Annotated in this window: 4 protein-coding genes and 10 pseudogenes; 5 read left to right on the forward strand and 9 right to left on the reverse strand. The window is 72.1% G+C overall.

Annotation, left to right across the window (positions count from 1 at the left end; all coding sequences use genetic code 11):
- Positions 1 to 6 precede the first annotated feature (6 nt).
- The 5 genes and pseudogenes from tal (at position 7) to G5V59_RS06175 (ending at position 6,103) form a co-directional block, all read left to right on the forward strand.
- Positions 7 to 1,115 (forward strand): annotated as a pseudogene (tal, locus tag G5V59_RS06155) (transaldolase).
- Positions 1,116 to 1,120: 5 nt separating this feature from the next.
- Positions 1,121 to 2,780: pseudogene (pgi, locus tag G5V59_RS06160) on the forward strand (glucose-6-phosphate isomerase).
- Positions 2,777 to 3,529, forward strand: a complete 753-nt coding sequence (pgl, locus tag G5V59_RS06165) for a 6-phosphogluconolactonase (RefSeq protein ID WP_278255908.1) — start codon at positions 2,777 to 2,779, stop codon at positions 3,527 to 3,529. Before pgi ends, pgl begins: the two are co-directional and overlap by 4 nt.
- Before the next feature lie 125 nt (positions 3,530 to 3,654).
- Positions 3,655 to 4,005, forward strand: coding sequence for a hypothetical protein (locus G5V59_RS06170; protein WP_278255909.1), 351 nt, complete (start codon positions 3,655 to 3,657; stop codon positions 4,003 to 4,005).
- A 52-nt stretch (positions 4,006 to 4,057) separates the two neighbouring features.
- Entirely contained in the window at positions 4,058 to 6,103 is a 2,046-nt protein-coding gene (locus G5V59_RS06175; protein WP_278255910.1) for a class F sortase, read from the forward strand.
- Positions 6,104 to 6,444: 341 nt separating this feature from the next.
- Here the strand turns inward: G5V59_RS06175 and G5V59_RS06180 are convergent.
- The 9 genes and pseudogenes from G5V59_RS06180 to uvrC all read right to left on the reverse strand — a co-directional run bounded on the left by G5V59_RS06180 (position 6,445) and on the right by uvrC (position 15,173).
- Positions 6,445 to 6,805 (reverse strand): annotated as a pseudogene (locus tag G5V59_RS06180) (RNA polymerase-binding protein RbpA).
- 57 nt (positions 6,806 to 6,862) lie between these two features.
- A pseudogene (gene secG, locus G5V59_RS06185) lies at positions 6,863 to 7,100 on the reverse strand (preprotein translocase subunit SecG).
- Positions 7,101 to 7,129: 29 nt separating this feature from the next.
- Positions 7,130 to 7,885 (reverse strand): triose-phosphate isomerase, encoded by a 756-nt coding sequence (gene tpiA / locus G5V59_RS06190; RefSeq protein ID WP_278259672.1) that lies wholly within the window; start codon positions 7,883 to 7,885, stop codon positions 7,130 to 7,132.
- A 60-nt stretch (positions 7,886 to 7,945) separates the two neighbouring features.
- Positions 7,946 to 9,122, reverse strand: a pseudogene (locus tag G5V59_RS06195) (phosphoglycerate kinase).
- A 38-nt stretch (positions 9,123 to 9,160) separates the two neighbouring features.
- Positions 9,161 to 10,160, reverse strand: a pseudogene (gap, locus tag G5V59_RS06200) (type I glyceraldehyde-3-phosphate dehydrogenase).
- Positions 10,161 to 10,296: 136 nt separating this feature from the next.
- Positions 10,297 to 11,285: pseudogene (gene whiA, locus G5V59_RS06205) on the reverse strand (DNA-binding protein WhiA).
- 54 nt (positions 11,286 to 11,339) lie between these two features.
- A pseudogene (gene yvcK, locus G5V59_RS06210) lies at positions 11,340 to 12,324 on the reverse strand (uridine diphosphate-N-acetylglucosamine-binding protein YvcK).
- A pseudogene (gene rapZ, locus G5V59_RS06215) lies at positions 12,317 to 13,189 on the reverse strand (RNase adapter RapZ). Before rapZ ends, yvcK begins: the two co-directional pseudogenes overlap by 8 nt.
- Before the next feature lie 4 nt (positions 13,190 to 13,193).
- Positions 13,194 to 15,173 (reverse strand): annotated as a pseudogene (gene uvrC / locus G5V59_RS06220) (excinuclease ABC subunit UvrC).
- Between the last annotated feature and the right edge of the window lie 17 nt (positions 15,174 to 15,190).

The following is a 15,190-nucleotide window of genomic DNA, read 5'->3' on the forward strand; positions in this document are numbered from 1 at the left end:
GGAAGCATGTCCGATCGACTGAAGGCCCTCGCTGACGCAGGGGTGTCCATCTGGCTCGACGACCTGTCCCGCGAGCGGATCGAGACCGGCAACCTCGCCGAGCTCGTCGAGAACTCGTCGGTCGTCGGCGTCACCACCAACCCGACCATCTTCGCCGGCGCCATCGCCAACGGCGAGCGGTACGACGAGCAGGTCCGCAGCCTGGTCGCCGACGGCTCGTCCGTGGACGAGGTGATCTTCGCGCTCACCACGGACGACGTGCGCAACGCGTGCGACGTGCTGAAGCCGGTGGCCGAGCGCACCGCGGACGACGGCCGGGTCTCCATCGAGGTGGAGCCGACGCTGGCGAACGACACCGACGCGACCATCGCCTCGGCGAAGGCACTGTGGGCCGCCGTGGACCGACCGAACGCGCTGATCAAGATCCCCGCCACGCTGGAGGGTCTGCCGGCCATCACCGCGGCGATCGCGGAGGGCATCAGCGTCAACGTGACCCTGATCTTCTCCGTCGAGCGCTACCGCGCGGTCATGGACGCCTACCTCTCCGGGCTGGAGAAGGCGAAGTCCGCGGGCATCGACCTGTCCACGATCCGCTCGGTCGCCTCCTTCTTCGTCTCCCGCGTGGACACCGAGATCGACGCCCGTCTGGAGAAGATCGGCACCGAGGAGGCGCTGGCGCTACGCGGCAAGGCCGCGATCGCCAACGCCCGGCTCGCCTACGCCGCCTTCCAGGAGGTGCTGGCCTCCGAGCGCTGGCAGGCCCTCGCCACTTCCGGCGCGAACGCGCAGCGGCCGCTGTGGGCCTCGACCGGCGTGAAGAACCCGGACTACCCCGACACCCTCTACGTCGCGGACCTGGTCGTGGCCGACACGGTCAACACCATGCCGGAGAAGACGCTCCAGGCCTTCGCCGACCATGGCGAGGTCACCGGTGACCAGGTCACCGACAAGGGTGGCGAGGCGCAGGAGGTGTTCGACCAGCCTGGTCGCGGCGGGGATCGACGTCGACGACGTCTTCCTCACCCTGGAGACCGAGGGTGTCGACAAGTTCAAGGCGTCGTGGACCGAGACTCACCGACACCGTCCAGGCGCAGATGGACAAGGCCAAGGGCTGAGACTCGTGGGCGCGGCTCCCGTCGATCCTCGCTCCACGGCGGCCTGGGAGAGCCTGACCCGGCTCGCCGACGGCTTCGCCCCCGACCTGCGGCGGTGGTTCGCCGACGACGCCACACGCGCCGAGCGGTTCACCCACACCGCCGGCGACCTGCGTGTCGACCTGTCGAAGAACCTCGTCGACGCCGACGTGCTCGCGGCGCTCCTCGACCTGGCGGCCGAGGTCGGGCTGGAGGCGCGCCGCGACGCGATGTTCCGCGGTGACCACATCAACGTCACCGAGGACCGCGCCGTGCTGCACACCGCGTTGCGCCAGCCGGCCGAGGTGGACCTGGAGGTGGCCGGGCACGACGTGGTGGACGACGTCCACGACGTGCTGCGCCGGGTCTATGCCTTCGCCGAGGACGTCCGCTCCGGCCGCTGGACCGGCGTCACCGGCGAGCGGATCCGCACGATCGTCAACATCGGCATCGGCGGGTCGGACCTGGGCCCGGTGATGGCGTACGAGGCGCTGAAGCCGTACGTCCAGGACGGCCTGGAGTGCCGGTTCATCAGCAACATCGACCCCACCGACGCCGCGCAGACCCTCGCGGGCCTCGACCCCGCCACGACGCTGTTCATCGTCTCCAGCAAGACCTTCGGGACGCTGGAGACGCTGACGAACGCGCGCCTGTGCCGTTCGTGGCTTCTCGACGGCCTGGGCACGACGGGCGAGGGCGCCGTCGCGAAGCACTTCGTCGCGGTCTCCACGGCCCTCGACAAGGTTGCCGACTTCGGCATCGACCCGGCGAACGCCTTCGGCTTCTGGGACTGGGTCGGTGGCCGCTACTCCGTCGACTCGGCGATCGGCACCTCGCTGGTCGTGGCGATCGGGCCCGAGCGCTTCGAGGAGTTCCTCGCCGGCTTCCACGCCGTCGACGAGCACTTCCAGGCCACCCCGCTGGCCGAGAACGTCCCGGTGCTGATGGGTCTGCTCAACGTCTGGTACTCCAACTTCCTCGGCGCGCAGTCGCACGCCGTGCTGCCGTACGCCCAGCCTGCTGCACCGCTTCCCGGCGTACCTCCAGCGAACTCACGATGGAGTCCAACGGCAAGAGCGTGCGCTGGGACGGGACGCCGGTCACCACCGACACCGGTGAGGTGTTCTGGGGCGAGCCGGGCACCAACGGCCAGCACGCGTTCTACCAGGCTCATCCACCAGGGCACCCGGCTGGTCCCGGCGGACTTCATCGCGTTCGCGACCCCGGCGTACCCGCTGCGGGACGGCGACACCGACGTCCACGACCTGCTGCTCGCGAACTTCTTCGCCCAGACCAAGGCGCTCGCCTTCGGCAAGACCGCCGAGGAGGTGCGCGCCGAGGGCACCGACGAGGCGATCGTCCCGGCACGGGTGTTCAGCGGCAATCGGCCGACCACCTCGATCATGGCGCCGGCGCTGACCCCGTCGGTGCTCGGGCAGGCTGATCGCGCTCTACGAGCACATCACCTTCACCCAGGGCGTCGTCTGGGGCATCGACAAGCTTCGACCAGTGGGGCGTCGAGACTCGGCAAGCAGGCTGGCCCTCCAGATCGCTCCGGCGCTCACCGGCGACGAGGACGTGCTCGCCGGGCAGGACGCCTCCACGCAGTCCCTCATCCGCTACTACCGGGAGAAGCGCGCACGATGACCTCCGACCGACCTGCTCCCCTCGTCGAGGTCCATCCCGACGCCGCCACGCTCGCGACGGCCGTGGCCGGTGAGCTCCTCAACCGGATCGCCGACGCCCAGGCCGCCGGCCACATCCCCGACATCGGGCTCACCGGCGGCACCATCGCCGAGGCGATCCACCGCGAGGTCGCCCGGCTCGCCGACGACTCCGGCGTCGACTGGGGTGCCGTGCAGTTCTACTTCGGCGACGAGCGCTTCGTCCCGGGCGACTCCCCCGAGCGCAACGTCGGTCAGGCCAAGGCCGCCTTCCTGGACGAGGTCGGCGCGCGGCGGGTGCACGAGGTGCCCTCCTCCGACGACGCCGCGTCCGCGGAGGAGGCGGCGTCGTCGTACGCCGCCACGGTGCGCTCGACCGGCAGCGGCGACTTCGACGTGCTGATGCTCGGAGTCGGCCCGGACGGGCACATCGCCTCGCTCTTCCCGGGCCACCCGGGGCTGGACGCCGTGGACGAGATCGCGATCGCGGTGCACGACTCCCCCAAGCCGCCGCCGGACCGGGTCAGCCTGACCTTCGAGGCGCTCAACCGCGCCCAGGCGGTGTGGTTCCTGGTGAGCGGCGCCGGCAAGGCAGAGGCGGTGCAGCGTGGGCTGGCCGACCTGGCGGAGCCCGACGAGGCCGGTGCGCTGCGCGAGACGCCGGCCCGCGGGGTGCGTGGCATCGCCGAGACGGTCTGGTTTCTCGACAGCGAGGCCGCGTCCCTCCTGTGACTCGGTGCGCTCAGGTCACCTGAGCGTCCACTTTCTCTCCACAGGCGACAGGCCCGCGCGGTCTGTCCACAGGTGCTGTGCCGTGCGCTGCTCGGCTGTCGGGATGTTGCCGAGGATCTGTCGGCATGACACCTCTTCGCCTCCTCAGCCGCGGCGTGCTCGCCGCGCTCGTCCTGCTGACCCTGATCGGGCTCCCCGTCGCTCCCGCCCGGGCGGCCCGGATCGGCCCGGGCCACCCGAGCCAGCCGGCTTCTCGGGGTACACGACCCGCGCCGGCCACGAGCCTCGGCATCGCCCGCATCCCCGGCGGCCCACCCGGCATCTGTCTCGACACCGGGACGCGCCGCTGGCCCTCACGGGCCGCCCGGCCCGAGCCTGGTCACCGACCCCGTCGTCGCGTACCTGCTGTCCACGCGGCTCGACGCGGCCCGTCACGACGCGATCCTCGCCGCCGCCCTGTGGTGGACCGTCGGTAACCTGCGTGGCCTCAACTCCCAGCCCGGCCGGATGGCGGACCGGATGGCGGAGGTGCGCCGCGAGAGCCCGTCCCTGCACGCCCGCATCCTCCGCACCGCCCGTGTCCTGCTCGGCGACGCCGAGCGCAACGCGCCGACGCGGACCGGCTACGTCCCCGCGCGGCCGCTCCTGTCGACGGACGGCGCCGTGGGCACGGTGAGCGGCCTGGGCCTGCGCTCGGCGCGCGGCGCCTGGGTGCCGAGACTCGTCGTCCGGGTGAGCCTGAGCGGTGCCACCTTCGCGAACGGCTCGTCGGCGCGCACCCTGCGCTCCGGCGGCGGCGCGGTCCCTGCGCTGACGTGGCGGCGCAGCGGTGCCGGTGCCGTCGGCGTCCGGGTCCGCTACGAGCAAGTGCCCGAGCACCGCTACCTGCGCTACGTCCTCGGTGCTCGCTACCAGCGGGTCGCCGCCTCCGCGGGTCGCCGCGCGCTGACGGCCTCCGCCACGGCGCCGGCGCTGCGGACGCCGCACCTCGCGACCCGGATCGACCGGCAGCGCGCACTGGTCGGCGACACCCTCGAGGACACCGTCGTCGTCTCCGGCAGCGGCGGCGCCGCTTTGCGCGGCGAGTGGGTGCTCCTCGGTCCGGTCGCCCCCGATCGCCGGCAGTCGTGTGGGGGCGCGCGATGGGCAGGCGCCCCGAGCGCCGGCCACGGCTCGTTCTCGGTCAGCGGCGACGGGACGGTGCGTGTCGGCCGGACCCCGGTGCCGCACGCCGGGTGCTACACCTACCGCGAACGACTGCTCGCCTCCGCCCGCACGGCCGCTACGCCATGGACCGCGGCCGGCATCGCCGAGGAGACGGCACTCGTCGTGCTGCCGGCCCCGAGGCTCGCGACCCGGGTCGACCGCCAGCGCGCACTGGCCGGCGACACGGTCGAGGACGCGGCGACCATCACCGGCACCGAGGGCGTGCCGCTCACCGGCGAGTGGGTCCTGCTCGGTCCGGTCGCCCCGGCGCGCGGCCAGTGCGCCGGAGCGACCTGGTCCGCCGCCTCGGTGACCGCGCGGGGCACCTTCACCGTGGCTGGTGACGGCACGGTGCGTGTCGGCCGCACCCGGCTCCCCCGGGCCGGTTGCTACACCTACCGCGAGCGGCTGCTGCCCTCCGCGCGCACCGCGGGTGCGCCGTGGACGGCGGCCGGTCTCGCCGAGGAGACCACGCTGGCCGTCCTGGTGACTCCGGCGCTCGCCACGCAGGTCAACCTCCAGCGCAGCCGGGTCGGCGACACCCTGGTCGACACGGTGCGCGTCACCGGCTCGCAGGGCGTCGCACACACCGGTCAGTGGCTCCTCCTCGGTCCGGTCGCGCCCGACAGCCACCAGCGGTGCACGGGCTCCCGCTGGGCCGGTGCCCCGGTCGCCGCCCACGGCACCTTCGCGGTGGCGCACGATGTCAGTGTGCAGGTCGGGCGCACCCGGCTGCGTCGGGGCGGCTGCTTCACCTACCGCGAGCGGCTGCTGCCCTCAGCCCGTAGCGCGGGCTCACCGTGGACGGCGGCTGGCCTGTCCGTCGAGACCTCGCTCGCCGCACCCCGGCAGCCCGCCGTGCCCGGACATCCGACAGTCGACACGGGCGGCGGCCGGAGCACGCCTGCCCGGTCCTCCTCGGCGCCCGGGCAGGCCCGGGTCGTCGTACCGGTCGCGGGGGTGGCTGCCACCCTGGAGTCCGTCGGCTTCCGCGGTGCCACCCTCCCCGCCCCGCACGAGCGTCGCCGGGCCGGTCTGTGGGACGGCAGCGTCCCGCTCTCGTCCCTGGTTGGCACCACTCTGCTCGCCGGGCACGTCTCCGACGACCACGACCGCCCCGGCGCCTTCCACGGCCTCGCCCGGGTCCGCGTCGGCCAGCAGGTCACCACGGTGGATGCCTCCGGCGCCGTACGTCGCTGGCGGGTCGTGCGCGTGCGCGCCGTGGACCGCCGCCACCTGCCCCTGAGCCTGTTCCTCCAAGAGGTCGCGCGCCGCCTGGTGCTGATCACCTGCACCGACCGGGCCACCCTCCCCGGCGGAGGCTTCCACTACCGCAAGAACCTCGTCGTCGAGGCGGTCCCCCAGTGACCGCCGTCCGTAGCACCGACCGCGCGCCCCCTCCTACAGCCATCGGGGAGAGGAGAGCCGTCGACGCACGCCGCTACGGGGTCGAACCACCTACTGGACCGACCGCACACGACGCCCCGGTGGCGCGTCGCAGAGGCTAGCCGCCAGGCGGAGCCGGCCAGCACGGGACCGAGCCGGCCCGCAGCCGTAGGGAGCGAGGAACGAGCGACCGAAGGCGCAGGCAGGCGAGGTTCCGAGCGCCGGCAGTCCTGCCGCCAACCGGACGCAAACATCTACCCAAGCCACCCGCGAGCGCGGCAGCGCGGCGCGACGAAGGAGCGCGGCGCTCGCGCCACCCAGGCTCAGAAGATGATCTCGCCGGACTTCCGCCGCGAGCGCAAACTGCTGGATCGCCTCGTCGAGGATGACCTCAGCCTCCTTGTCGGAGCGGCGCTCCTTCACGTAGGCCAGGTGCGTCTTGTACGGCTCGATCTTCGGCGCCGGCGGGGCGTTCTCCGAGTCGAGGCCGGCAGGCAGCCCGCACTTGGGGCAGTCCCAGGAGTCGGGCACGGCGGCCTCGACGGAGAAGGTGATCACCGAGCGGTGGCTGTTCGCGCAGAAGTACGTCACCGCCTGACGGGGCGCGGCCTCACCACGCTCAGCCTCGCCCATCGGACCTGCACCGACGCGACTACCGCGGATCGCGTTCCCACCACCAGCCAACGGATTCTCTCCTCCAGCATCAAGCGGCCCGAACGTGAGCGGGCCAGTTGCAGTCGATCAGTTCTGATAGGCGAGCAGCAGCCCGAGTGCGATCACGCACGCGAACCAGATGACGCCGATTCCGATGGTGAAGCGGTCGAGGTTGCGCTCTGCGACGGAGGAACCGCCCAGGGAGGCTCGACACGCCGCCGCCGAACATGTCCGAGAGTCCGCCGCCACGTCCCTTGTGCAGCAACACCAGGAGGATGAGCAGCAGGCTCGCGATCACGAGCAGGATGGTGAGAAGCGTCGACAACACGCGGGAATCCTACGTCAGGCCCGGTACTACGACAGCACCGGCATGTCGTAGAAGCGGCAGATCCCTCCGAATTCGTCCGCCTCCAGGCTCGCGCCGCCGACCAGAGCGCCGTCGACATCGGCCTTCGCCATGATCCCCGCGACGTTCGCGGCCTTCACCGAGCCGCCGTAGAGGATGCGGACGGCGTCGGCCGCCTCGTCCCCGAACGACTCCCGGACCTGGCCGCGGATCGCGGCACAGACCTCCTGGGCGTCGTCGGGGGTGGCGACCTCGCCGGTACCGATCGCCCAGACCGGCTCGTAGGCGATGACGAGCCCGGCGACCTGCTTCTTCGACAGCCCGGCGAGGGAGCCCTCGACCTGGGCCATGGTGAACGGAACGTGCTCGCCGGCCTGACGGACCTCGAGGCCCTCGCCGACGCAGACGATGGGGGTGATCTTCTCCCCCAGCGCCGCCTTCGCCTTGGCGTTGACGATCTCGTCGGTCTCGGCGTGGTACTGCCGACGCTCGGAGTGGCCGACGACGACATAGGAGCAGCCGAGCCTGGCGAGCATGGGCGCGGAGATCTCGCCCGTGTAGGCGCCGGAGGCGTGCTGCGAGACGTCCTGGGCGCCGTAGCGGATGGAGAGGCGGTCACCGTCGACCAGCGTCTGCACGGAGCGGATGTCGGTGAACGGCGGGATCACCGCCACCTCGACCTTGCCGTAGTCGTGGCGCTTGTCCGAGAGCGTCCAGGCGAGCTTCTGGACGAGCACCACGGCCTCGGCGTGGTTGAGGTTCATCTTCCAGTTGCCCGCCATGAGCGGGGTGCGGGTCCCGGCGGTCGAGCTTTGTCGTGGCCATCAGTCCTCCAGAACCGTGATGCCGGGCAGTTCCTTGCCCTCGAGGTACTCCAGGCTGGCGCCGCCGCCGGTGGAGATGTGGCCGAACGCGGCCTCGTCGAAGCCGAGGGTACGCACCGCGGCGGCCGAGTCGCCGCCACCGACGACCGACAGGCCGTCGACCTTCGTCAGCGCCTCGGCGACGGCGCGGGTGCCCTCGGCAAAGGCCGCCTGCTCGAAGACGCCCATCGGACCGTTCCAGAACACCGTCCTGGCGTCCGCGAGCGCCGCCGCGAAGGCAGCGCCGGACTCGGGGCCGATGTCGAGGCCGAGGCTCTCGGCCGGGATCTCCGAGGCCGGTACGACGCGCGCCGATCCCTCGTCGCCGAACGAGTCGGCCACCACGATGTCGGTGGGCAGGAGGATCTCGACGCCGAGCTCCTGGGCGCGGGCCTGGTACGAGCGGACCGTGTCGAGCCTGGTCCTCCTCGAGGAGGCTCTTGCCGACCTCGAGGCCGTCGGCCTTGAGGAAGGTGAAGACCATCCCCCGCCGATGAGCAGCCTTGTCGGCCTTGCCGAGCAGGTTGTCGATCACGCCGAGCTTTGTCGGAGACCTTGGAGCCGCCCAGCACGACGACGTACGGACGGGCAGGGTCCACGGTGAGCCGGCGCAGCACGTCGATCTCGGTGGCGACCAGGCCACCCATGGCGTGCGGGAGGCGCTGTGCGACGTCGTACACGCTGGCCTGCTTGCGGTGCACCACGCCGAAGCCGTCGGAGACGAAGGCGTCGGCGAGCGCCGCGAGCTCGGTCGGCGAAGGCACCGCGCTCGGCGTCGTCCTTGCTGGTCTCGCCCGCGTTGAAGCGGACGTTCTCCAGCAGGGCGACCTGGCCGTCCCGCAGCGCGGCGACGATCTCCTGCGCGGAGTCGCCGACCGTGTCGGTGGCGAAGGCCACCGGGGCGCCGAGCGAACTCGGCGAGCCGGGCCGCGACCGGCCCGAGGGAGTACGCCGGGTCCGGCTCCCCCTTCGGGCGGCCGAGGTGCGCGGTCACGACGACCCGGGCACCGGCCTCGGCCAGGGTCCGGATCGTCGGGACGCTGGCCCGGATCCGGCCGTCGTCGGTGATAGTCGCGCCGTCCAGGGGCACGTTGAGGTCCGAGCGGACCAGGACGCGCTTGCCGCGGACGCTGTGCAGGAACTCGGGAGCGAGGCCGTTGTTGTCGGTCACAAGCGTCAGAGCGTAGCGCCGACGTGCGTGATGAGGTCCGCGAGGCGGTTGGAGTAGCCCCACTCGTTGTCGTACCAGCCCGCGACCTTGACCTGGTTGCCGATCACCTTGGTGAGCGGCGCGTCGAAGATGCAGGACGCCGGGTTGGTGACGATGTCGGAGGAGACGATCGGGTCGGTGGAGTAGACCAGGTAGCGGCCGTCGGCAGCCGCCTTGACGATCTCGTTGACCTCCTCGACCGAGGTCTCGCGGGACGCCTCGAAGGAGAGGTCCGTGAGGGAGCCGGTCGGCGTCGGGACGCGGAGGGCGTAGCCGTCCAGGCTTGCCCTTGAGCTCGGGCAGGACGAGACCGATCGCCTTCGCAGCGCCGGTGGACGTCGGGATGATGTTGATCGCCGCGGCGCGGGCCCGGCGCAGGTCCTTGTGGATGTTGTCCTGCAGGTTCTGGTCGGCGGTGTAGGCGTGCACGGTGGTCATCAGGCCCTTGACGATGCCGAGGCCGTCGTTGAGCGCCTTGGCCATCGGCCCGAGGCAGTTGGTCGTGCACGAGGCGTTCGAGATCACGGTGTGCGCGGCCGGGTCGTAGACGTCGTGGTTGACGCCCATCACGATGGTGACGTCCTCGTTGGAGGCCGGCGCGGAGATGATGACCTTCTTGGCGCCGCCGCCGTCGACGTGCGCGCGGGCCTTGGTCGCGTCGGTGAAGAAGCCGGTCGACTCGACCACGACGTCGACGCCGAGGTCCTTCCAGCCCAGCGCCGCGGGGTCGCGCTCGGCGAACGCCCTGATCTCCGTGCCGCCGACGATGATCGCGTCGTCGGTGGAGGTGACCTCGGCGGCCAGCGGGCCGAGGATGGAGTCGTACTTGAGCAGGTGCGCGAGGGTCGCGTTGTCGGTGAGGTCGTTGACACCGACGATCTCGATGTCCGCCCCACTGGCCTGCACTGCGCGGAAGAAGTTGCGGCCGATCCGGCCGAATCCGTTGATGCCTACGCGGACAGTCACCGTGGTTGCTCCTTATGTCGTCAGGCTGGGGTGGTGCCGAGTGACACAGATCATGCGTCCCTAGCGACCCTAGCCGCGGCACCTGAGGCGGCGCCGCCCGTCGTCCGCGGTACGGCCAGGTAACAACCCCGAGGGCTCAGCCCTCGGCGAGCATCTCCGGGGTCAGCGAGGCCTCGGTGTCGGGGACGCCGAGGTCCTCGGCGCGCTTGTCGGCCATCGCGAGCAGGCGCCGGATCCGGCCCGCGATCGCGTCCTTGGTGAGCACCGGCTCGTGCAGGCTGGCCGAGGCTCCTCGAGCGAGGCCTGCTTGTGCTGCAGGCGCAGGCTCTCCGGCCATCCGGAGGTGGTCGGGGACCTCCTCGCCGAGGATCTCCATGGCGCGCTCGACCCGGGCGCCGGCGGTGACGGCCGCCCGGGCGGAGCGGCGCAGGTTGGCGTCGTCGAAGTTCGCCAGACGGTTGGCCGTGGCGCGGACCTCGCGGCGCATCCGCCGCTCCTCCCAGGCCATCAGGGTCTCGTGCGCGCCGAGCCGGGTGAGCAGGCTGGCCGATCGCGTCGCCGTCGCGGATGACGACCCGGTCGATGCCGCGGACCTCGCGCGCCTTCGCCTGGATGCCGAGCCGGCGGGCGACGCCGACGAGGGCGAGCGCCGCCTCCGAGCCGGGGCAGGTGATCTCCAGCGAGGACGAGCGGCCGGGCTCGGTCAGCGAGCCGTGGGCGAGGAAGGCGCCGCGCCACGCGGCGACCGCGTCGCAGGCGCCGCCGGAGACGACGGCCGGCGGGAGGCCGCGGACGGGGCGGCCGCGCTGGTCGAGCAGCCCGGTCTGGCGCGCCAGCGCCTCACCGTCCTTGGCGACCCGGACGATGTAGCGGCTGCCCTTGCGCAGCCCGTTGCCCTGGACCATGACCACGTCGGAGGACTGGCCGTAGATCTCGGAGATGTCCTTGCGCAGCCGGCGCGCGGCGGCACCGGTGTCGGTCTCGGCCTCCACGACGATCCGGCCACCGACGATGTGCAGCCCGCCGGCGAAGCGCAGCGTCGAGGCGACCTCCGCCTTGCGACAGCACGCCTTGGTGACCGGGGTACTGGCCAGGCTCCGCCTTCACCTGTGCCGTCATCGCCATGGCCACGATCCTCCCACGCGGGTCAACAACCCCCGACGCCGGCGAGGACGTGACCTACGCGGCTCCGAAGATGCGGGCGTACGCCGCCGCCAGCCTTCCACGGGTCGTGCCGCGGGGAGCCGTCCTCGGCGGCCACGTCGTCGACCACCAGCCGGGCGCCGAGGGCCTGCACCATCTCCTCCAGGCTCCTCCAGACTCGGACTGCTCGGCACCCACCGATCCCCGGTCGGCGAGCACGGTGTGGATGTGCAGGTCGGGCGCGTGCTCGGCCAGCACCGCGAGGTGGTCGGCCGGGCCGAAGCCGGGCGTCTCCCCCTCCTGCTCCTCCAGGTTGAGAACGACGACGAGGCGGGCCTCGGTGCGCACCAGCGCCTCACGCAGCGCCGGCACCATCAGGTGCGGCAGCACCGAGGTGAACCACGAGCCTGGCCCGAGCACCGCCCAGTCGGCGGACTCGATCGCCTCCACGACCGCGGGACTGACCTCCGGCGTCGGTGGGTCCAGCGCGATGGAGGCGATCACACCGTCGGTGGTCGCCACCTCGACCTGGCCGCGCACCGCGGTCAGCGCGTCCGGGTCGCCGGGCACCAGCCCGCGGACCGCGGCGGTGATGTCCATCGGGGTGAGCGCCATCGGCAGCACCCGGCCGCGCGCACCGAGCAGCCGACCGACCCAGTCCAGGGCGTCGACGTGGTCGCCGAGCAAACTCCCACAGCCCGACGATGAGCAGGTTGCCGACGACGTGCCCGCGCATCTCGCCCTCGCCGGCGAAGCGGTGCTGGAGCACCCGCGCCCAGGTGTCGCCCCACTCGTCGTCGCCGCAGAGCGCGGCCAGGGCCATCCGCAGGTCGCCGGGCGGCAGCACGTTGAACTCCCCGCGCAGCCGGCCCGAGGAGCCGCCGTTGTCAGCCACCGTGACGACCGCGGTCGACTCGTCGAGGGTCAGGTCGTCCAGCAGGTGCCGCAGGGCGCTGAGCGAGGCGTGCAGACCGTGGCCGCCGCCGAGCGCCACCACGGCCTGGGCCCGCTGGTCACTCACGACCGAGGTCGCGGTGGATCGAGCGGGCGACGTATCCCTGGGCAAGCAGGCGGCGAGTGATCTCCTCGCTCATCGCCACGCTGCGGTGCTTGCCGCCGGTGCAGCCGATGGCGACGCGCATGAACCGCTTGCCCTCGCGCAGGTAGCCCTGGGCGACGCCCTCCAGCAGCGGCACGTAGGCGTCGAGGAACTCCTCCGCGCCCGGCCTCCCCAGCACGTACGACGCGACCTCGCCGTCCTGGCCGGTGCGCGGCCGGAGCTCGGGGACCCAGTGCGGGTTGGGGAGGAAGCGCATGTCGGCGACGTAGTCGGCGTCGACGGGGATGCCGTACTTGAAGCCGAAGCCTGATCACGGTGACGCGCAGCCGGGTCGACTCCGAGGTGCCGAACGCCTCGGTGATCCGGTCGGTGAGCCTGGTGCACGTTGAGGTTGCTGGTGTCGATGACCAGGTCCGCCTCGGAGCGCAGGTCCGCGAGCACGCCCCGCTCGCGCTGGAGGCCGTCGAGCAGCCGCCCGCCCTGCTGCAGCGGGTGCGGGCGCCGCGCAGCCTCCTGGCGACGGACCAGGACCTCGTCGGTCGCGTCGAGGAAGACCAGCGTCGTGTCGCGCCCGGTGACGTGGTGCGCCAGCGCGCTGCGCAGGCCCTGGAAGAACGACCCGGACCGGACGTCGACCACCACGGCCACCGGTTGGGCCGGCCCGTGGCTCTCGTCGACGAGCCGGACGACGTCGGGCAGCAGGCTCGGGGGCAGGTTGTCCACGACGAAGAAGCCGAGGTCCTCCAGCCTCCTTCGCCGCGGTGCTCCGGCCGGCACCGGTCATCCCGGTGATGACCACGAGCGGTCCGTGGGTGCTCTCACTCATGTGGTCATTGTGGTGCAGCCCGCTTCCGAGAGGCCGCCTCGGTGTCCTCCTGCTCCAGCGCGGCCTTGATCGCGACCGCGGTCCGCGGCCCCACACCGGGGACGGCGGCGATCTCCTCGACCGTCGCGGCACGCAGCCTTGCGCAGCGAGCCGAAGTGGCGCAGGAGTGTCTTGCGGCGCACCTCCCCCAGCCCTGGCACGCCGTCGAGCACGCTCTCCACCATCGACTTCGAGCGCCGGTTGCGGTGGTGGGTGATGGCGAAGCGGTGCGCCTCGTCGCGCACGCGCTGCAGCAGGTAGAGCCCCTCGGAGGTGCGCGGCAGGATCACCGGGTCCTCCTCGCCCGGCACCCAGACCTCCTCCAGCCGCTTGGCCAGCCCGCAGACGGGGATGTCGTCGATGCCGAGACTCGTCGAGGGCCCGCTTCGCGGCGGCCACCTGCGGCGCGCCGCCGTCGACCACGACCAGGCCGGGCGCGTAGGCGAACTTCCGCGGCCGTCCCGTGTCCGGGTCGACCAGCATCGGCCCGCTGCCGCTCTCCGGGTCGCCCGGCCGCAGCTCGGAGCGCGCCTGCTCGTCGAGCAGGCGCTTGAACCGGCGGGTGATCACCTCGTGCATCGCCGCGACGTCGTCCGAGCCCTCCTGGTCGCGGATCACGAAGCGGCGGTACTCCCCCTTGCGGGCCAGGCCGTCCTCGAAGACCACCATCGAGGCGACGATCTCGGTGCCCTGCATGTGCGAGACGTCGTAGCACTCGATGCGCAGCGGCGCCTCGTCGGTCTCGAGCGCCTCCGCGATCTCGCCGAGCGCGATGTTGCGCGTGGTCAGGTCGCTGGCGCGCTTGGTCTTGTGCAGGGCCAGGGACTCCTTGGCGTTGCGCGCCACGGTCTCCTGCAGGGTCCGCTTGTCGCCGCGCTGGGGCACCCGGATCTCCACCCGCGACCCGCGCAGGTCGGAGAGCAAGCTGCTCCCAGGTCGCCGCCTCGGGCGGCAGGCTCGGGCACCAGGATCTCCCGCGGTACGGCGTCCCGCGCGTCCTCGGGCGCCACGCCGGCGTAGAGCCTGCAGGAGGAAGTGCTCGACGAGCGAGGCGGTGTCGCCCTCGTCGGTGCGGTCGGCCACCCAGCCGCGCTGGCCGCGGATCCGCCCCCCGCGGACGTAGAACACCTGCACGGCGACCTCGAGCGGGTCCTCGGCGACCGCGATGACGTCGGCGTCGGAGCCGTCGCCGAAGACGACCGCCTGCTTCTCCAGCGCCTTCTGCATCGCGCCGAGGTCGTCGCGCAGCCGGGCGGCCTTCTCGAAGTCGAGGTTCTCGGAGGCGGCGTACATCTCCTGCTCGATGCGTTTCATGAACGGCTTGGTCCGCCCGGCCATGAACTCGCAGAAGTCGTCGACGATCGCGCGGTGGTCCTCGGGCGAGACGTTGCCGACGCAGGGCGCGGCGCACTTGTCGATGTAGCCGAGCAGGCAGGGCCGGCCGATCTGGCTGGAGCGCTTGAAGACGCCGTTGCTGCACGAGCGCATCGGGAAGACCCGGAGCAGGATGTCGACGGTCTCGCGGATCGCCCAGGCGTGGCTGTAGGGGCCGAAGTACCGCGTGCCGCGCCGCTTGGCGCCGCGCCCCACCATCACCCGCGGGAACTCGTCGGAGACGGTCACCGCCAGCCACGGGTAGGACTTGTCGTCGCGGTACTTCACGTTGAAGCGCGGGTCGAACTCCTTGATCCAGGAGTACTCCAGCCTGCAGCGCCTCGACCTCGGTCTTCACCACCGTCCACTCGACGGAGGTCGCCGTGGTGACCATCGTGGCGGTGCGCGGGTGCAGGTTCCCGATGTCCTGGAAGTACGACGAGAGCCGGGCCCGCAGGCTCTTCGCCTTGCCCACGTAGACGACCCGGCCCTTGGCGTCGCGGAACCGGTAGACGCCCGGTTGGGTGGGGATCGACCCCGGAGCGGGACGGTAGTTCACTGCGGGCGCCACAGGATCAACCCTACGGA

It is taken from the genome of Nocardioides convexus, assembly GCF_011090295.1.